The sequence below is a fragment of the Stenotrophomonas sp. YJH_SMC_119 genome, assembly GCF_059368315.1.
In genome coordinates this window covers 509,484-526,536 of record NZ_JCAFRP010000001.1, presented here as the reverse complement: position 1 = coordinate 526,536, position 17,053 = coordinate 509,484, and the positions used below count along the sequence as shown (strand labels likewise).

The window sequence follows — 17,053 nt, the reverse complement described above, 5'->3', positions numbered from 1 at the left end:
ACTCGACGAAGCATATTCCATCGTAGCGGCGCCCAGATCACAGGTACTTCTTGAAACTACTGGCCGCAATATTGGTTGCAACCCCGAGCATCGCCGCGCTCGGCAGCAGGATCACCAACGGGTGCAATGACACCGGCAACGCCAAGTAGGTCACCCACGGCAGCACCGCCAGCGGCATCAAGGCCGCCTTCGCCCGGTGGTAGACGAAGCCCGATTCCCGCCCGGCGCCGAACTTGCGGATGTCGCGGCGAACGAGTCCGTCGACCAGGCCGACGAAGGCCGCGAGCAGGAACAGGGGCAGTGTCAGCACCAAGACCAGCAGGCGGACGATGAACGTCAGAACGGTGAAGCCGGCAGCAATCAGATAGCCCTTGGTCCAGACATAGACCTGGGCCAGGTAATGGCGGAAGTCTCGGTGCGCGCCTCGGCTGGGTGCGCTGGCCTGCGCCGAGGCGTCGCGCATCCAGTCCAGCAAGCCCGTATTCACGAAAACCCACTCGTAGGTGCCCTCCACCAGCCAGCGCGCGGTGCGTCCCGGCTCCTGCACGACGGCGCTCCGGGTGAAATGGGTGGAGAGCTGGTTCAGTTCGTAGTCGAGCATGCCCTGCGCGTGGCGCCAGCCCTGGTCGGGCCAGAACAGGTGCATACCAACGCATTCGATGACGATGGACAGCAGCAGCGAGGCGACCAGCACGCCGAACAGGCGCCATGGCAGCGTGACCACGCTGGCGACCAATCCGCGTTGGCGTGCCTGCTGTCGCTCGGCGGTCGCGGCGGGCTCTTTCACGATGGCGCCTCTTCATCCGGCGTGCCTTCTTTCACTTCCTCGGCCAGATCCGCTGGCAACGCGTCGTCGTCGTGCAACCGGAGCAGCCCGTTGCCCTCCCACCATTCGCCCGCCTCGGCGTAGTGCTGGCGCATGTAGCCGGCCAGTTGTTGCAGGTCCCGGGGCATGGCTTCGTCCGGATCGGGCGCTGGCAACGGCATGCGGACCTTCCACAGGTTACCGCCTTCGATGAGGGCGAAGCACTGCCCTTTGGGCAGGCCGACCACGTGCGCAGGCTCGATGAGCGGCACGCTCGACGTGCTGATGCGGTCCTGCGCGTTGCTCGTGAAGTCGGTCGGGCCGTGGATGTCGGAACTGTCGGTGGCGCCGCTGACCAGCGTGGTGGTGTAGACCTCCACCTTCGGCAGTTGTCGCGTCAGCAGTTCGGCGGTGGCGGTCTCGCGCACCCGCAGCATGAACAGGTTGTTGAAGTTGCCGATGACCTGGCCGGCCTTGGCGCGATTGCCGATGCGCGCCTCGATGTCCGAGAGCGTCTGCGTATAGGCCGTGACCTGCATGCCCGCACCGCCACCCTTGTTGATGAGCGGGATGAACTCATCGCCCATCAGTTCGTTGAACTCGTCCGCATGGACATTGATGGCGACCTTGGCATTGGCCGATGCTCCAGGCAAGCCGTCGTCGATGCCGTGCTTGTAGATGTGCCCCGCTACCGACACCAGGTCGCTGAACATGCTGTTGCCGACGGCCGCCGCCACTTCGGCGTCGGACAGCGCATCCAGCCCCACATAGACCACGGCCCGCTTCCTGATGATTTGCATCCAGTCGAAGATCGGGCGCGGGTCGGACAGGTCGGAATAGTTCGGGGCGAGCAGTTGCGCGATCTTGCCGGTGGTGAGCTTCTCCAGTAGCGGCAACAGCGAAGCGACGATCTTGTCGAAGTAAGTGCGGTCGTAGCGCACCGCGGAGCGCAGGCCGTCGAGCACCGCGTCATAGGTTCGCGTCTGCGACAGGTACTGCTCCAGTGCCACCACCCGCTTCTCTCGCCCGACCATATGGCGCGGGATGGTCTTGTCGTTGAGGCGTCCTTCGAGCTGGACGATCACCTCCCAGGCCTTGGGCTCGGTTCGGGCAAAGAAGTGCTGGGCGTACTCGATGAACAGCGCGTCGATGTTGACGACATGGCGCTGGATCAGCAGGTAGTCCGGGCGCTGCCCCAGTTCCACCAGGGCGCGCGCGATGATGTTGACGAAGCGCCAGGCGAACTCTCGGAACGCGGCGCTGTTGCCTTCGCCGGAAAGCTGCCCCGCGATGCGGGTGGCGACTTCCGAGATGCGCCCGAACCGGCCCACGGCGTTGTAGCGTGCCGAGATGTCGGGCCAGCCCAGGTGGAACACGTACATCTCGCCTTCGCGTCCGGCGCGCCGGGCCTCGACATACATGCGCTTGAGCAGGTCGGCATCGCCCTTGGGATCGAAGACGATCACCACCTCGTGCTCGCCATGGACCTTGCGGCGGATGTCCTGCGTGATGAACAGTTCGGCCAGGCGCGTCTTGCCCACGCGCGTGGTACCGAGCACCAGGGTGTGGCCCACACGCTCGCCCAGCGGCAGGGTGACGTCGGTCTCGTGCGGCTCGATGCCATGCAGGCGCGGCATGCCACCCACTGGCGGCAAAGGCCGGACCGGGTTGAGCGGGTTGTCCCAGGCCAATGCCCGCGCCAGCCTAGGCAGCGGCGGCGGCGCGAACTCCAGCCGCTCCTCCAAGCGGCGCGCCAGGCGGTAGAACGTCGTCGGTTCGGCGTAGCGCCGGAACTCGGGCTTGTAGGTCTGCGTTAGCCGATGGGTGTGTCGTTGTTCCCAGCGGAAGCCACGCCCAACGAACAGGCGGTACTGGCTCACTGGCACGTCGCGGCTCGTCATCACGTAGCGTGGCAGACGACGGATGTGGCGGCGGTAGCGCAGGATGGCCCAGGCGTCGCGCAGGCGGACCGCGCCGAAGGCCAGGAAGGCCAGCGCGCTGCCGAGGCCGAGTACCGGATTCAACGCGAGCGACCACGGTGCCACCACGCACACCACCGCGGCGCCTGCGCATACGGCAACGGTGTATAGCTCCACTGCTGGCCGCAGCAGGACTTCGACGGCGTGCGGCTGGGCCATCGGGCAGTTCTCACTGTTCGATGCCGGTGGCGGTCACCAGCACCGGGTAGTGGCGCAGCCCCAGGCGCTCGGCCAGTTCGTCCCCGGACGCCGGTGCCAGCATCAGCCCGGGCGCCAGGGAACGCAGCGCTGCCAGTGCCTGCGGTGACTCGACCTGGACCACCAACCCCACGGCCCCGAGCTCGCGCAGCGCCGGGGCACGCTGGCGCAGCCAGGCATGGGAGCGCTGGTCATCACCAACCAGGAACATCGGCGTGAGCCCCGGCGCCTGGATCGCCCGGGGAGCCACATCGCCAGGGGCCAAATGGGCCGAACGCACCGGCAGCATGGCCGCCTCGCCAGAAGGCCCTTCGGGCAGGCGTGGCATCTCGATCCTGGGAGATGACCTGCTTCCGGTGCGCGGTTGCAGGTCTAGGGCTTGGTAGTAAGGCAACGCGGAGGCACCGCCGTGATCCTCGACGACGATCAAGGGCGGCGATTGTGCGAAAGCGGCTGGCACGGACACGAGCGGCAGCAAGCCGATCAGCCACCGCGTAGCGGGACGGAAGATTCGAGGCTTCATGGCAGGGTTCTCCGGGTATCCGAGCCCCGCGCTGGCTCGCCCAGTACGCGGGCCAAGTGGCGGCCAACACTCTGGCGGTAGCGCGCAGCGGGTGCGCCACCAGCGGGACGGTGGTAGCGGCCGATCGTGATCAGCCAGTCCTGGCCAGGCGCGTGCTGCTCGCGCAGGATCTGCGCGGCCAGCGCCAGGTTCCGATAGGGATCGAGCAGTTCGCAGGGGTGGTCGTAGCGGTGACGCTGGTAGCCCAAATTGATCTGGCCCAGGCCAGCGTCGATGCGGGTGCGCGGCACGTCACGCAATGCCTGGTGCAGGCCGGCGCAGGCCTCGGTACGGGTGGCGAATCGACGCGTTGCCCCGGCCACGTTGAGCGTCCAGGGCCAGGGCACGAGGCGGCCGTGGTACTGGGCGCCACTCTCCTGCAAGGCCACGGCGTAAAGCACCTCCGCCGGGATGCCCGCGCGCTGTGCCGCGAACTGGTAGGCCGGCGGCGGGACCTCCCCCGCCTTCGCCTGGCCGAGTGCCCAGCAAGCCAGCAGCAGGAGCGGGAGACGCGCGAGGCCTACTGTCGCTGCCATTGGCCGCCGACCTGGCGCACGACGGCGGGCAGTTCGCCCTGCAGGCCGAGGGACAGCCAGCGGCCACCGTCATGGTTGAGAGTGATGTACCGGGCGCGCACTTTCGCCGGGTCGATACGGGCCCGGCGTGCCCATTCACGGATGCGCGCGTCGTCGGCGCGACTGCCGACGACATAGACATCGAACTCGACGCCCGACGCCTGCAGCCGCTGCACGGCCTGGTCGCAGGCGGTACAGCCGTCCTTCACGAAGATGGCGGTTCGGTCGGTGCCTGATGCGATGGCGGTGCCCGCGCCGGTCGGCTTGGCCCCGGGTAGGTTGACCCTCGCCATGCCCGGCGCGATCCGTTGCCAGGCGGCGTCGTAGGCACGCTGGTAGGCCAGCGTCTTCTCGACCCGCCGGGCTTCGGCCCGAACCTGCAATTCCGCGTAGCGGCGGCGCTCCTCGTCGGAACGTGCTTCGATGCCAAGGGCGGTGAGCGGGTCGAGGCTGGGCGAGTAGACGCCCAGCGGCCCCTGCATCAACTCGCGATAGCGCGTCCATTCATCCGTGCGCAGCCCCCAGTCCTGCGCCCGCTGTTCGTCGCTGCGAGCGATGGCCGCAGGAGCTTCACGGCTCGGCGCCGTCCTGGCCGCGGTGGTTGCGCCGGTGGGCTGCGCGAGCGCCGCCTGCATGGCGGAGGCGGCCAGCAATGCAACCAGCAACGTCGGGGTCAAGTGGCGCGGGACCATCGGTGTGGGCCTCCTTATCGGGGCGGGATGGGCAGCCTGCGGATCTCGTCTCCCTGCCGGAAGACGGCGCCATCGCGCTCGATCCCGTCCAGTCGCCAGCCACCCTCCGACTCTCCGGCGCGCAGCAGGCGGACATCGGCCAAACCGGTGCCATCGGCAGGCATCACCGACACGAAGTGTTCTCCCGCACGCAGTTCCACTCCGATCAGGCGGAATGAAGGCTCAACAGGCTTGGGTTGGGCCGCCACAGGTTGGGATGGCCGTGGTGCGGGCAGCTTGGGCTGGCGCGAGCCCGGGCGGGCTTCCAGTCGCGTGACGCGGGTTTCCAATGCGTGCAGCGCATCGGTGGCGGCGTATTGGGCCTGCGCCAGCTCGATCGCCGCCAGCCGCTGGTCCAACGCCGCGGTGTCCTGCTCGTAGCGCGCCTGCGGCAAGGCGGCGGGCTGAGTATGGCGTTGTTCGACCCGATGCGATAGGCCATCCACTCGGGATTCGAGCAGGGACACCTGCGCGGTGGGCGCGAAGGCCTGGGTCTGTTCAGCCAGCCCGGACAAGGCCATGTGATCCACCAGCACCACCGCGCTGACGAGCAACAACCAGGTTGCGGCCGCGACCCGCAGCAGCGTCGTGCGCTGGCCCGTCGCTGAGTCCCGGATGGTCATGGCGAAACCTCCCGGATCAGCGGAGGGCTCTCCGCCGAACGGTTGATTTCCGGTGGCTTGGGCTCGTGCGGCGTATGAGCCTCCCTGAGGCTGCGGATGAAGCACACCTTCCGCTCACCGTCGTCGACCTGCAGATCCCAGACGGGGCCGGCCAGTGTCAAGAGCGCATCGCGCAGCAGGACCGGGCCGAGCCGGTAGTGAGCCGCCGGCAGCGGCAAGGCCAACAGATCGGCGGACTGCTCATCGCACAGCCGGTAGCCGGAACGCAGAACGAGGTGCCGGAGGGCATCCCCGACGGTGGCGCCCAGCGTGCCGGGGATCTCCACATCCACCACCTGCAGCAACAGGTCGTGCTGGGCCGCTGTGGGCGCGAGTTCGACCAGGGTGTAGCGGCCATACCGCGTCACCGGCACGAACTCCATCACGGCTTCGGGCGCGATGTCGGTGACTTTGGATACGGGCGTCGGTGGCACGGCGTTCGTCATCGCGCAGCCGCTGGCGATGGCGGCCAGGAGCAAGCCGGGCAAACGGATCAGATGGCTGCGTCCGGCAATACGGAAGAGCTGGCGGGATGGGCGCATGGATCGGTGTCCTGAAACAACGAGCCATCACCATCGCCGCGCCGGCCCTTTGTCACAGCAAACAAAGCGAATCCGTCGGCTCCCGATTTGCCGAAAGCAATGCCGGCAACCGCGCAGTCGCCAGGACGCATGTCGGGATCATGCCGCGGCGAATGGTCGTGCCGGGGCGATCTCGCCGCCTACCGCCGCGTCCGATCGTTGATCACGATATAGAAGACAGCCGGCTCGCCGCCTTGATTGCGAAATTCATGCACGCAATCCGAAGGAAAGAACAACGTATCTCCGGCAGCGACGTCGAAGCGCCTTCCGTCGATGACCACGGCAAGCGCCCCCTCATGCACGACGAGAAACTCCTCCACGCCCGCATGGTGCGGGGGAAACTCGACGGACTTGCCCGGTGGCAACACGTTGAAGGCCAGATCTACCGCGCCGTCCTCGAACAGCGGCGAAAGAGAACGGCGTTCGAAGCCGGAAGCGGGGTCGTGATAGACCGCCTGGCGCTCCCTGCCATGCAGCCTGGGCTGGCGCGCATGGAATCCCCCCAGGAGTTGAGACAGGCTGACCTGCAATGCCGCGGCAAGCTTGCCCAGCACCGTGGCAGTGGGCACCGAGGCGCCACGTTCGATCTTGGAGATCATCGCGCGGCTCACGCCCGACAACGCCCCGAGCCGATCGAGGGTGAGCTGCGCCTCCAGGCGCAGACGTCGAAGATTGGCCGGGAGCGCTTCGGCGCGCTCACCTTTCGGCCTGGTCTGGGGAGCGGAGGAGTTCGGCATGGGCCGCGATCAAGTCAGGATGGATGCGTGGGATCTCGATGGCGCTGAGATCGATCGCGCCACGAATTTCTACTATAGTAGAAATTCTCAACTTCAAACAGGAGCATGGCTATGCGTCTTCTGGTGCTGGGTGCAGGTGGGATCGGAGGCTATTTCGGCGGGCGTCTGGCCGCGGCCGGCGTGGACGTGCGTTTTCTGGTTCGGCCGAGACGCGCCGCACAGCTCGCCGAGACCGGGCTCGTCATCAAGAGCCCTTTGGGCGACCTAACCCTTCCCGTCAAAACAGTCGTCGAGGCGCCGCCTTCCGTCGATGCCGTGCTGCTGGCCTGCAAGGCCTACGATCTTGAGGGCGCGATGGCCGCCATCGCGCCCGCTATCGGTCCCTCGACATGCATCGTTCCGCTGCTCAATGGGGTGCGGCATCTGGATCACCTGGATGCGCGCTTCGGCGCCGAGCGCGTCCTGGGCGGCCTGTGCCATATCGGTGTTGCGCTCGGCCCGGCCGGAGAAATCCAGCATCTCAATACGCTGCAGCGCCTCGCCCTCGGCGCACGCACCCACAGCCAGCAGGACGCGGCGCAGGCGCTGCATGGATTGATGGAGCGCGGCGGCTTCGCACCGGTGTTGAGCCAGGACATCCTGCAGGAGATGTGGGAGAAGTTCGTATTCCTCACGACCTATGCCGGCATGACCACGCTGATGCGCGCGCCCGTTGGCGCAATCGTGCAGGCACAAGATGGCGAAGCGCTGGTGCGCCAGATGCTTGGCGAATGCGTGGCGACCGCCGCCGCCTCAGGGTACATCCCATCGCAGGACGCCTATGCCCGCATGTTCACAACGTTGTCCGAGCGCGGGTCCACCGGCACCGCATCGATGCTGCGCGATCTGCAACGTGGTGGCCCCACCGAGCATGAGCACATCATTGGGGACATGCTGCGTCGTGCGCATGAAGCTCGACTGGATGCGCCGCTGCTGAGGGTGAGCCTTGCACACATGCAGGCCTACGAGGCGACCCGCATGGCCCATGGCGGTGGATGAGGCCCTGTCTTCCGCTTCCCGGATCGATGTCACCGTCTGGATGACCAAAAAAGAACGGCTCCCGGAGGAGCCGTTGAAGTGAAGCAGTGAGGTTCAGCACACCAACTGTCGTGCCAGCGCGACTTCCACCGAGTCTCCGTCCTGATTCAGGACATCAAGCCCGGACTCCGGCACGTCGCCCGACGTGCTTTGCGACACCATGATCTTCCGGGCCATCAACCCCAGGCAGGTCATCTGCGAGGAGTTGGCGTAGCCCAGGTAGATCACGCGCACCGGCTGCTTCTGGCCGATGCGCCATGAGCGCCGGGCGGCCTGCTGCAGCGAATACACGTTGTAGCCGGACTGGAGGAATACGATGGTCGGGAACTCCAGCAGGTCCAGGCCGGTTTTCACCAGCTCGGGATTGGTGATGAGCACGTCGATGCCACGGTCCAACTGCTCGGCGATCCAGTCCTCGCGGCGGGAAGCATCCACGCTCGCGCGCAGTACCGCCACCTTGAAGCCTTCCTGCTCCAGCAGCACCCTCAAGCGCGACGTGGTGTCGCGCGTGCCGGTGTAGACCGAATAGACCAGGGTCTTGCGACCCTCTGCCTTCTCCCGCTTGCAGATCTCGATCAGCTCGCGTTCCTTAGGCATCACCTCCAGCTCGTTGAACTGAGCCGGCACGAACGCCAAGGTGCTGCGCGTGCGCGGATGCACCACCGTCTCCGACCGGAAGCAGCAGTCCGGCCAGGCCAGCAACACGTTGAGGACCACACCGAGCAGCGTCGTGTCGCGCTTCGCCAGGGCCTGCTTCAGCTCCTGGGTCAGGCGACCCGCCAGATCGCGGTAGGCCGCGGCTTGCGCCGTGTCCATCGCGACTTCGCGGAACTCCTCGTCGTAGGGCGGCAGCACGTTGCCACCGATGTCCTTCAACTTGAGGAAGACCGTGAACGGCAGGACGCAACGCAGCACGCCCTTGGGACCGAAACCCGGCGCCTTGACCGTGCGCACCGATACCTTGGTGCCTTTGGCCGTCTTGTGCGCCGTGCCGGTGCTCTCGGAGTAGATGTCCTTCAAGACACCGTGATCGCGCATGAACGCCATCGCGGCCGACGTCATGCTGCCGCTCTTCGTCGGCCGGTAGCCGTCTTCGATCATCCGCCCCGGCAGGGCTCGGAACAGCAGGTGGAACAGGTCGTCGCCGTAGCCGCCCATCAGTGTGCCGGTGAGCAGCAGCGTCTTGCGCGCCTTGGCCGCCAACACCCCCATGGCCTGGCCCTGTGCGGAGCCGCCGTTCTTGTACTCGTGTGCCTCGTCGGCGATGAGCAGGTCGAACGTGCCTTGGGGAAGCTGCCTCTTGATGAACTCGGACGGCTGGTAGCCGCCCTCGCCGAAGCCGAACTCCATGTTGGCCATCGCGCGTTCCATGCGATGGGCTTGCCGGTCCGAGAAGACCAGCTCGCCGTTGCCATCCATCAGGTTGATGAACTCGTGGATGTTGTCCCCGAGCATCGACGCGAGGAAGGCGTCACCGAACTTCTGCATCAGCTTCTGCGCGGTGACTTCGCCTATGGTAGGAATGCGCTTCAGTGCCTTGAGCACGGTCGAGGACTGGTCGCTGGCGGACAGGCCTCTGGGACGGATCAACGACCACAGCGGTGCACGGCAGTGGCTGCACTTGCGGCGGGACTCCTCGGCTTCGAGTTCGACCGGGTTGATCGGCTCGCCGTCGAGGTCGGTGATGACATGCCCGCAATCCGGGCAGGCCCCCACGTCGCCGTGAGGCGTGCGCCGCCGAACGAAGACAGGTTTCCAGTGGAACCCCATCCGCATCCGCACGCGGCCCAGGACGAAGAACTCCTGGCCCTGGGCCGGCACGCCCAACTGCTCGCGCAGTTTCAGCAGCTTGACCAGCGTGTCCGGGCCGTTGAGCACCCAGACCTTGGCACCGGCCACCGTCTCCTGAATCTCGCGCCGCCACTTGTAGACCAGGTGGGGTGGCGAGAGCACCAGGGTACGGCGGTAGCCTTCGGCGTTGAGCACGGCTGCGGTGGCAATACCCACCGTCGTCTTGCCGCAGCCCATCTCGCCATTGACGATCGCGGCACGTTCGCCGCGGTCGACCAACAGCTCGGTGACGGCGTGGACCACATCGGCTTGCGCCGGGAACAGCTTGCGCTTCAGCGCGGCGAGGATCAATTGCCGATGCACCCGCACTTGGCCGGTGTAGACCGGAGGATTGGCGCGGTTGAGCGAGTCGAGCAACTCGTCGCCGAACTCGGACACGAAGTCCTGCAGGCTGAGCGTGAGGGGTGAAGCGGCCGCTTCGAGGAGGTCGCGCTGCACAGCGGTTTCGGGAACGGTTTCGAGATCGAGGGACATGGTGATGCTCCAGAGCAATGGGGCATGCACCTCCCCCACGGGGCGGTGACATGCCCCTGGGTGGGAAGAAAGAAGCGGCGCGAGGCCGCTGGATGTGGATCAGTATTCGCTGGGCAACAGCAGCGTGGTGACGCTGCGATCCCATTCGGTGATGATCCAGAGCTTCAGGTCGCGCGTGACCTGGTAGGACGAGAACAGACGATCCTCGCCGGACTTCAGCGCGGCATCGTTCTGCCGTTGATCGCTGTCGTCCAGGTCGCCCCAGTCGCCATGAAGATGGCGGCGCAGGTACGCGCTGGGATTGAGCCGGCCCTGTCGGACCAGCTCGTCGACGCCGGCGGTCATGACCACTTGCCCGGGCGAAAAGCGTGCTTGTGATGCGAGGTTGAGGATTGCGAGTGCCATGGTGGTTTCTCCTTCTGGAAGAAGGGGCCACGGCACCCCATCGGGGGCAACGTGACCCCGGTGGGTGGATGAAAGCGACGGCGAACCGTCAGGGAACAGGGATCAGCGGATGGTCAGCACTTCGCCCCACGTGGGCGAGCCCAGCGTCAAGTCCCATGCACGAATGACCGGCACGAACTTGTCGGTGAGGATGCGCGTCTCGGCCACGGAGCCGTCGTCGCGTTCGGTGTATTCCGTCTGGAGGGTCTTCTCCTTGTGGGTATCACCTTTGACGACGAGCACGCGCCCGCTCTTGGACTTCACTACGCCGGAGATCGCGCCTGTGGCCAAGGCCAAGGCGAGATGCCAGTGCGACAAGGCCCGCGCGGGCGGACGCAGCGATTGCTGCGCGGCGCCCAGGTGCGTATCGAGCGCCGGCCAGAGACCTTGCAGCCGGCCGACTTCATCGGCGAACTGCTCGGGCTCCATCGTCACGCGATAGAAGTGCTCCGGCTCGGCCGGGCTGGCAGGGACGGTGTACGGCAGGAACGGCCATTCGAGCGGCAGTTCCTCGGCTTCGGCGTCACCCTGTCCGATCTGCAGCAGCAGACCGCGCAAGGACTTGGCCGACTCCGACGCCTGGTCGCGTTGACGAATCCTGCGACCGAAGATCACCACCTGCTTGAACTGCGTTTCCACCGCACGGTAGATGCGCAGGTCGGCGAAGTGGCGCGTCAGCCATCCGACCAGCTCGGCATCGAGCACGTAGGACGGCACGATGAAGATCAGCACGCCGCCGTACTGCAGCAGCGGCAGCGCGCGCTGATAGAAGAGCTTCTCCAGCCGCGCACGGCCCTGGCCCTGATAGCCGATGTTGCCGTTCACGTCCTTGCTCAGGTCGCCATACGGCGGGTTCAGCCACAGCAGCCCGAAGGACTGGCGCGAGATCAGCGTGTCCATCAGGTCACCTTGGATGCAGCGATCGACCAGTTGCCGTGCGTGGCGGGCGCGCTCGGCGTCGTACTCGACGGCGAAGGCCTGGACCTGCTCGCGCCCGAGGGCGTGAGCGGCTTCGGCGATCGCCACGCCTTCGCCGGCGCAGGGATCGAGGATGGACATGGCGCCGGGAGACGGCGCCAGTGCGGACAAGGCCCGCTCCAGCGTCGGTTCGTCGGTGGGGAAGTAGCCGTTACGGATGAAATTGCGCGCCAGGCGCGGAAACATGAGTGTCATGGATTTCTCCTGGTGATGGATGAGGGAAGGCGGGCACGCGCGGCGCGCATGCCCGTGGGGATGGCTCACGCCACACGCCGAAGCGGTGCGTTCGCGGCCAGTTCGTACTGCGTGGCGCCGAGGGTGCCGTTGCGGATCAGCTCGCCCAACGCCTTCGTCAGCGCCGGGACATCGAGGGCCAGCCGATGGCCTTCCAGCGGCCCGAGGGCCAAGGGAAGACCGGTCAGCATCCGCCGTGTCTGCAACAGCTCCAGCACGGTGTCGCGCCAGTGGTCGAGCAGTGGCAGCGGGCAGGTGTCCTGCACCAGGGTCCACAGCCGGTCGAGCCGGTGAGCGGAATCCCTGGGCAGCAGCGCCAGCGCGCTGGCGTTGGCCTTGTCTGGCTTCACGCAGCGACGATCGAACAGCCACACATTCGTCAGCGAACCGAACAGCGTTCGCCGATAGGCGCGGGTGATGCGCTTTTCCAGGTTCTCGGCGTTGCCGACGAAGACCGGGATGGATGTGCCCTGCTCGGTGATGACGTGGAACTGGTCCAACCCCTGTTCATCCCGGCTGAGGGTCAGGCGGGCGAGGAACTCCTGAACGGCGGTGTCGCGCGCCCAGATCGAGAGAAAGACGAGATTGCCCTGCTCGTCACCGACGCAACCGTCGGCCATGAGGTCGGGGCATTCGTCGATGCGGTACAGCGGTTTCGCGGAAGAAGGTGCAGGCATGGTGATGTCCTCTTGGAAAAGAAGGAGCAACCACAGCCCGCGGGGCCGTGCTCGCCCCGGTTGGGTGAAGGAAGATGCGTGCCGCTAGACAGCGCGCCCCGCGTGGAAGCGGTGAACCCGCTCGCGCCACTCGGAGCTTTGCACCGGCGCCATGTCGAGATAGCGCAGCGGGCACGAGTAGTAGTACGGATGCACGGACTCATCGAGGGACTTGTAGCCCCAATCGCCGCCCGAACTTTCCAGCAGATGGCAGCCGATGTAGCAGACGGACTCACCGGCCGCGAGGCCCATGACGCCCGCCTGCCTGGCGGTGACGCGAACCACGGTCCACAGAACGTCGCCGTCCAGCGTGTGGTCGATGACTTCGCAGCAAGCGCGTTCGGACGCCTGCGGAGCGATCAGCTCGCGGATCAACTGATCGCGCGTCTGACGAACGAAGGTCCAGCCCATGAAGGTCTCCTTGAAGAAATGGCCGGAGCCCTCCCCGTCGGGGGAGAACCCCGGCGGGTGGCGGAATGCCGCGCAAGGCGGCGGATGGATCAGGCAGCTTTGAGGTGCCAGTCCTGGGACAACGGAGCGAACTCGTAGCCCAGCTTGTCGAGACGGTCGCGCTGCTGACGCAGCACACGACGATCCACGGTCGCATCGAGCTTCACGGTCTCGCCCAGGGGCCACAAGGCACCGAACAGCGCCGCGTCGTCTGCCTCGGCCGAGGCCGCAGCGGACACGGTAGCCGGTTCGCTGCCGAACGGCGTGGTATCGACCAGGGGATCGCGCGGACTGCGCGGCTTCGCCTTCGGCTTGGCCGGGGGCGTTGCCGGCACGGGCGCCTGCGCTTCCTCGTCGATCGGATCGACTTCCTGCGGACTCAGCCGGCGGGCTTCGTCGCGGCTCAGGGCGTCGATGTTGGACAGCGTCATCCCGCCCAGATGGGCGCGGATCTCGATGACCATGCGGCCGTTGGCGTTGTACGTGGAGGGGCGAATCTCAACGATGACGAAATCACCGTCGTACTTGCCCTCGCGGTACTGATCGAGTTCGGCGTTCTTCACGACGAACTCGCCGATCGAGGTCGCCAGGCGGCCGACGTTGAAGTCGCCGTTCCTGCCGTGGATGGTCTTGATGGCCAGTTGGCCGGGGATGGTGATCATGAAGGTCTCCTGCTGACGAAGAGAAGACAAGGCCCCGGGGATGGGGCCTTGCGGATCAGAACGACTCGGCAACGGCCAATGCGGGGGCATCGGCTGCGTCGTCGGCAGCATCGGCGACGGGCTCGGAAGGCTCCGGTGCCGAGGCTTGCTGCGCGGCGGGCGCGTCGGACGTCACAGGGACTTCCGGCTCGCGCTCGTCGGTCTCGGTCGGCTTGGGTTCGGCCTTGTAGACGAGCTTGCCGTCGACCTTGATCCAACTGACGAACAGCAGGCGGGCCTTGAGGCTGACCCCCTGCTCGCCGGCACGCTTGCCCTTGGAGTAGGTGAAGGTGTCGGTCCACAGGTCGCCCAGGCGGAAGCCGATCATCACCTTCTTCTCGGCGTCGACCGCCTGAATGCAGCGGCGCACCAGGTGCTGCGCTTCCGATCCCGATACGCGCGTGTCGAAACGCACATACGAGACGTCATCGCTGGGACCGTTCAGGGCTGCGATGTCGCAGGCCAGGAACGCATCGCCTTTCTTGGGCTTCACTTCGCGGATGCGATTGAGGTACCCGAGGCCGGTGATGTGCAGATCGAAGTAGGATTTTTCGTTGGAAGTGGTCATGGTGAATCTCCTGGGAACAATGAGGCGGAGACACACCCGACCCAAGGCGGGGAAGGTGTGGAACCCCCGCGTGGGTTGATGGAACAGCTTGGTGGCATCGCCATCGAGAACCGATGGCCGTTCGCGCATGGATGCCGGTGCGAACTGGGGTGATCAACGCGGTCGGAACCGCGTCGCAGCCTTGAAGATCGTGGCTGCCTGGGCATGTCGCTGACGGACGTCAGCGGAACATGGCCGGAAGCGTGGCGCCGGGATGGCGCGCAGGCGAGCGGCAATCGGCACTCGCGGCTGTCCACATTGCCGGGAAGAAAGAGGCTCCCGGAGCGGGGGCCAGGGATGGGCGGTCAGTTACCGCTGGGCGTGGGAGGAACCGCCTGCAGCGACAGGTGTGTCGTGGTAGCGGACACGTCGAGGTCGTCCTCGCTGCGCAGGATGCGCGCAAACACGCCCTCCTGCGGATCGAAGAACTCGCCAAAGTCATCGCCGCCGAATTCGGCACGCGCCAGTTCCCACCAGTCGTCGAAGCCATCGACATCCGGGTTGCAGCCGGCGGCATAGGCGATGGTCTTCTGGCGACCATCGGGTCGGCGCTCGCCGCGCTCGGCCAGGAAGTACACGCCCTGATCCTTGACCAGGATGACGCGGCATTGATTCGCCACCGCTTCGGCGAGCACGGGCCGCAGCTCCGTGCCTTTGAATCGAACAGTCATGGGTGTGATCTCCAGGGGGCAGGAAAAGAAGCTTCCCGCCGCGAGGGCGGGAAGCTGCTGAGAGGTCAGTGCCGGACAGCCTTGCGACTCGACAGGCACTGCACGCGGATGCGCCTCCAGCTCCCGTCGTCAATCAGCCGTTCCAGCGTCTCGCCGAGGGTGTCGAAGAACACCTCATCGACCCGTTCGACCAGCTCGCCGTCGCGGCGCAGCTCCACCGCGTAGAGGTCGAGGCCACGCTCATACAGCACGGTGACGCGACCCTGGAACTTCATCGTGTCGACGGTGAAGCCGATGGCCGGTGGCGTGCGGATGATGTCGGCGGGCAGCGGATCGACCCAGGTGATGTCCCGCGCACCGGCATCCACCAGCATGTGGGTGATGCGCCGGAAACCATCGGGAGCGGGCAACTGTTCAAGTTGGTCGACCAACTCCTGCAGCTCCGGGCAGCGCGGCTCGGGAATCGGCAGCTTCGCCGGTGCAGACCCGAGCACGAACCGCTTCACCGTGTAGGGCTGGCCGTCGGCGGTGAACTCGGTCTGCTCCTCGGGCGTGTCCGCCCGCTGACCGTCGAAGCGGCGTCTGACATAGGGTTCGACCTGCACCTTGGCGCCCTCGTCGGGCACTTCGGTCACGAGGGTGCGATCAAGCACCGCGAACTCGGCCCGTGCCGTCTTGACTATGATGGCCTCGTCGGTGGTGGCGATGACCTTGCCCTCGAAAGGCTTCGGGTCGATGTGAAAGCCCAGCGTCGAAACCTTGGGCTGGCCGTCGAAGATGTTGAACTTGAACGAACGGACGTTGGAAGGCACATGACCGACGACGAGCGTCGGCATCTGTGCGCGGATGGCTTGGGTATCCATGGGGAGACTCCTTGTGGCAACCAAGGGACTCCCTCCCTCAAGGGAGGTCGATCCCTTGAGGGTGAGGTGGATGGACGCGGGGGCGCCCGGAGAACGAAGCAACCAGCACGGCGAACCGCGCCACAGTCTCGAAGGTCTCGACTGCCTGGGCATGCTGCCGGCAACGCCAGCGAACATGCGGCCAGCGTGCGGCACATGGCTGCGGCCGTCCGTTGGGAATCGGCAATGCGCCGGCACCGCGTTCCGCGAAAAAGAAGAGCCCCGACGTGGGGGCTCGAATGGGTTGCGGGTTACTCGTCGTCGTAGAGCGTCAGTCCGTCCAGCACGGGCGCGTCGGCATCGAAGATCAGCAGCCGCACGTCGGCGCGCGCAGCCAGGTGCAACACCTCCACGAGGGACTCCGGCACGCCCTTGGCCCGGTGCTCCTGCCGCAGCTCTTCGGCAGTGATGCCCTCGACATGCTGCAGGTTCGCATCCGTCCAGGGGGGGGCGATCAGCTTCACGCCGACCGCCAGGCTGTAGGGAATGCGGAAGGCGACGAACAGAAAGCCGCTCGGCGTAGCGACGTCCGCCAGTTCGGCGAGGAAGCGGCCGGCCTCCTCGGTGATGTGCGCTGAACTGATCTCCCAGGCACGGCTGTAGAAGCCGGTCTCGAAGCGCAGGCGCCGCACCACCTCGCGCGCGGCTTCCTCGGAGTAGGTATCGCCGACGTGCAGCGGTTGGCCGGCTTCTTCGGCCATGACGGCGTAGACGAGGCTTCGGGCGATGCCGTGGCTGGGACACTGCGCGTCCAGCTCGGGCGGCACGTTCTGGCCTTCCGTGATCAGCGCGAAGTCGTCGCAGAAGACGCAGGCATGGCGCTCGACCTGGCTGTCCAGCAGGTGCGACTGCGAGACGTGCAGCGGCAGATAGCTCAGCGGGCAGTCGTCGTCGTAGGAAATCGCCAACAGCCGCTGCACGGACAGGCCATCGTAGCCTCGGACGAAGGGGTTTTTGGAATGAGACATGGGATTCCTCCAGCAGAGGATGGCCGAGGCAATCCCCTGCCGGGGATTGAACCCCAGCGAGTGGATGAAGTGGCAGCCGGTCAGCCGGCCGCGGCGTCGGGCCGCCCTGGTGGCGGGCGGTGCAGGTCAGTGGAAGATGGTGATTCGGGA

19 protein-coding genes are annotated in these 17,053 nt (G+C 66.3%); 1 reads left to right on the top strand and 18 read right to left on the bottom strand.

The features are described from left to right. Nucleotides 1-37 precede the first annotated feature (37 nt). The 8 genes from AC5P6S_RS02415 to AC5P6S_RS02380 form a co-directional block, all read right to left on the bottom strand. Entirely contained in the window at nucleotides 38-787 is a 750-nt protein-coding gene (locus AC5P6S_RS02415; RefSeq protein WP_320524259.1) for a TIGR03747 family integrating conjugative element membrane protein, read from the bottom strand. Next, a complete protein-coding gene (gene traD, locus AC5P6S_RS02410; protein WP_320524260.1) occupies nucleotides 784-2,943 on the bottom strand; it encodes a type IV conjugative transfer system coupling protein TraD in 2,160 nt (719 codons plus the stop codon). The genes AC5P6S_RS02415 and traD overlap by 4 nt, the downstream gene beginning before the upstream one ends. Nucleotides 2,944-2,953: 10 nt before the next feature. Next, nucleotides 2,954-3,505: an integrating conjugative element protein gene (locus tag AC5P6S_RS02405; RefSeq protein WP_279870451.1), complete on the bottom strand. Its 552-nt coding sequence runs from the start codon at nucleotides 3,503-3,505 to the stop codon at nucleotides 2,954-2,956. Continuing rightward, nucleotides 3,502-4,080 (bottom strand): lysozyme family protein, encoded by a 579-nt coding sequence (locus AC5P6S_RS02400; protein WP_495204451.1) that lies wholly within the window; start codon nucleotides 4,078-4,080, stop codon nucleotides 3,502-3,504. The genes AC5P6S_RS02405 and AC5P6S_RS02400 overlap by 4 nt, the downstream gene beginning before the upstream one ends. Then, nucleotides 4,065-4,754: a TIGR03759 family integrating conjugative element protein gene (locus tag AC5P6S_RS02395; protein ID WP_407722247.1), complete on the bottom strand. Its 690-nt coding sequence runs from the start codon at nucleotides 4,752-4,754 to the stop codon at nucleotides 4,065-4,067. The genes AC5P6S_RS02400 and AC5P6S_RS02395 overlap by 16 nt, the downstream gene beginning before the upstream one ends. A gap of 71 nt (nucleotides 4,755-4,825) precedes the next feature. Continuing rightward, nucleotides 4,826-5,473, bottom strand: a complete 648-nt coding sequence (locus AC5P6S_RS02390; protein ID WP_279870453.1) for a hypothetical protein — start codon at nucleotides 5,471-5,473, stop codon at nucleotides 4,826-4,828. Beyond that, the gene (gene pilL2 / locus AC5P6S_RS02385; RefSeq protein WP_320524261.1) at nucleotides 5,470-6,054 is read right to left on the bottom strand and encodes a PFGI-1 class ICE element type IV pilus protein PilL2; all 585 of its coding nucleotides are present in this window, start codon (nucleotides 6,052-6,054) and stop codon (nucleotides 5,470-5,472) included. The genes AC5P6S_RS02390 and pilL2 overlap by 4 nt, the downstream gene beginning before the upstream one ends. Nucleotides 6,055-6,233: 179 nt before the next feature. Then, complete coding sequence (locus AC5P6S_RS02380; protein WP_279832196.1) at nucleotides 6,234-6,830, bottom strand: helix-turn-helix domain-containing protein; 597 nt, start codon at nucleotides 6,828-6,830, stop codon at nucleotides 6,234-6,236. Nucleotides 6,831-6,941: 111 nt separating this feature from the next. Here AC5P6S_RS02380 and panE point away from each other — a divergent pair, with 111 nt between their 5' ends. Next, nucleotides 6,942-7,868: a 2-dehydropantoate 2-reductase gene (gene panE / locus AC5P6S_RS02375; protein ID WP_257671747.1), complete on the top strand. Its 927-nt coding sequence runs from the start codon at nucleotides 6,942-6,944 to the stop codon at nucleotides 7,866-7,868. Between the two features lie 93 nt (nucleotides 7,869-7,961). On the opposite strand, the gene AC5P6S_RS02370 is transcribed toward panE, so the two are convergent. The 10 genes from AC5P6S_RS02370 to AC5P6S_RS02325 all read right to left on the bottom strand — a co-directional run bounded on the left by AC5P6S_RS02370 (nucleotide 7,962) and on the right by AC5P6S_RS02325 (nucleotide 16,903). After that, nucleotides 7,962-10,232, bottom strand: coding sequence for a helicase-related protein (locus AC5P6S_RS02370; protein ID WP_176392681.1), 2,271 nt, complete (start codon nucleotides 10,230-10,232; stop codon nucleotides 7,962-7,964). Nucleotides 10,233-10,331: 99 nt separating this feature from the next. Continuing rightward, nucleotides 10,332-10,637 (bottom strand): hypothetical protein, encoded by a 306-nt coding sequence (locus tag AC5P6S_RS02365; protein ID WP_019486119.1) that lies wholly within the window; start codon nucleotides 10,635-10,637, stop codon nucleotides 10,332-10,334. Nucleotides 10,638-10,739: 102 nt separating this feature from the next. Continuing rightward, nucleotides 10,740-11,849 carry a DUF6094 domain-containing protein gene (locus AC5P6S_RS02360; protein ID WP_320524262.1) on the bottom strand — a complete coding sequence of 370 codons (1,110 nt, stop codon included), beginning with the start codon at nucleotides 11,847-11,849 and terminating at the stop codon, nucleotides 10,740-10,742. A gap of 65 nt (nucleotides 11,850-11,914) precedes the next feature. Further along, nucleotides 11,915-12,565 (bottom strand): hypothetical protein, encoded by a 651-nt coding sequence (locus tag AC5P6S_RS02355; RefSeq protein WP_058875873.1) that lies wholly within the window; start codon nucleotides 12,563-12,565, stop codon nucleotides 11,915-11,917. Nucleotides 12,566-12,649: 84 nt separating this feature from the next. After that, a complete protein-coding gene (locus AC5P6S_RS02350; RefSeq protein WP_020308045.1) occupies nucleotides 12,650-13,015 on the bottom strand; it encodes a hypothetical protein in 366 nt (121 codons plus the stop codon). Between the two features lie 89 nt (nucleotides 13,016-13,104). Further along, complete coding sequence (locus AC5P6S_RS02345) at nucleotides 13,105-13,716, bottom strand: DUF3275 family protein (protein WP_020308044.1); 612 nt, start codon at nucleotides 13,714-13,716, stop codon at nucleotides 13,105-13,107. 55 nt (nucleotides 13,717-13,771) lie between these two features. Continuing rightward, on the bottom strand, nucleotides 13,772-14,323 hold the full coding sequence (locus AC5P6S_RS02340; protein WP_020308043.1) for an STY4534 family ICE replication protein: 552 nt from the start codon (nucleotides 14,321-14,323) through the stop codon (nucleotides 13,772-13,774). Nucleotides 14,324-14,667: 344 nt separating this feature from the next. Further along, nucleotides 14,668-15,033, bottom strand: a complete 366-nt coding sequence (locus AC5P6S_RS02335) for a DUF3085 domain-containing protein (RefSeq protein ID WP_034021446.1) — start codon at nucleotides 15,031-15,033, stop codon at nucleotides 14,668-14,670. Nucleotides 15,034-15,098: 65 nt separating this feature from the next. Next, nucleotides 15,099-15,896, bottom strand: coding sequence for a GTPase (locus AC5P6S_RS02330; protein ID WP_257671748.1), 798 nt, complete (start codon nucleotides 15,894-15,896; stop codon nucleotides 15,099-15,101). A gap of 290 nt (nucleotides 15,897-16,186) precedes the next feature. Continuing rightward, nucleotides 16,187-16,903 carry a DUF5983 family protein gene (locus AC5P6S_RS02325; RefSeq protein WP_495204450.1) on the bottom strand — a complete coding sequence of 239 codons (717 nt, stop codon included), beginning with the start codon at nucleotides 16,901-16,903 and terminating at the stop codon, nucleotides 16,187-16,189. Between the last annotated feature and the right edge of the window lie 150 nt (nucleotides 16,904-17,053).

Coding starts and splice junctions, on each gene's coding strand:
- traD (WP_320524260.1), bottom strand. CDS start 2,943: ATGGCCCAGCCGCACGCCGTCGAAGTCCTGCTGCGGCCAGCAGTGGAG.
- AC5P6S_RS02405 (WP_279870451.1), bottom strand. CDS start 3,505: ATGAAGCCTCGAATCTTCCGTCCCGCTACGCGGTGGCTGATCGGCTTG.
- AC5P6S_RS02400 (WP_495204451.1), bottom strand. CDS start 4,080: ATGGCAGCGACAGTAGGCCTCGCGCGTCTCCCGCTCCTGCTGCTGGCT.
- AC5P6S_RS02395 (WP_407722247.1), bottom strand. CDS start 4,754: ATGCAGGCGGCGCTCGCGCAGCCCACCGGCGCAACCACCGCGGCCAGG.
- AC5P6S_RS02390 (WP_279870453.1), bottom strand. CDS start 5,473: ATGACCATCCGGGACTCAGCGACGGGCCAGCGCACGACGCTGCTGCGG.
- pilL2 (WP_320524261.1), bottom strand. CDS start 6,054: ATGCGCCCATCCCGCCAGCTCTTCCGTATTGCCGGACGCAGCCATCTG.
- AC5P6S_RS02380 (WP_279832196.1), bottom strand. CDS start 6,830: ATGCCGAACTCCTCCGCTCCCCAGACCAGGCCGAAAGGTGAGCGCGCC.
- panE (WP_257671747.1), top strand. CDS start 6,942: ATGCGTCTTCTGGTGCTGGGTGCAGGTGGGATCGGAGGCTATTTCGGC.
- AC5P6S_RS02370 (WP_176392681.1), bottom strand. CDS start 10,232: ATGTCCCTCGATCTCGAAACCGTTCCCGAAACCGCTGTGCAGCGCGAC.
- AC5P6S_RS02365 (WP_019486119.1), bottom strand. CDS start 10,637: ATGGCACTCGCAATCCTCAACCTCGCATCACAAGCACGCTTTTCGCCC.
- AC5P6S_RS02360 (WP_320524262.1), bottom strand. CDS start 11,849: ATGACACTCATGTTTCCGCGCCTGGCGCGCAATTTCATCCGTAACGGC.
- AC5P6S_RS02355 (WP_058875873.1), bottom strand. CDS start 12,565: ATGCCTGCACCTTCTTCCGCGAAACCGCTGTACCGCATCGACGAATGC.
- AC5P6S_RS02350 (WP_020308045.1), bottom strand. CDS start 13,015: ATGGGCTGGACCTTCGTTCGTCAGACGCGCGATCAGTTGATCCGCGAG.
- AC5P6S_RS02345 (WP_020308044.1), bottom strand. CDS start 13,716: ATGATCACCATCCCCGGCCAACTGGCCATCAAGACCATCCACGGCAGG.
- AC5P6S_RS02340 (WP_020308043.1), bottom strand. CDS start 14,323: ATGACCACTTCCAACGAAAAATCCTACTTCGATCTGCACATCACCGGC.
- AC5P6S_RS02335 (WP_034021446.1), bottom strand. CDS start 15,033: ATGACTGTTCGATTCAAAGGCACGGAGCTGCGGCCCGTGCTCGCCGAA.
- AC5P6S_RS02330 (WP_257671748.1), bottom strand. CDS start 15,896: ATGGATACCCAAGCCATCCGCGCACAGATGCCGACGCTCGTCGTCGGT.
- AC5P6S_RS02325 (WP_495204450.1), bottom strand. CDS start 16,903: ATGTCTCATTCCAAAAACCCCTTCGTCCGAGGCTACGATGGCCTGTCC.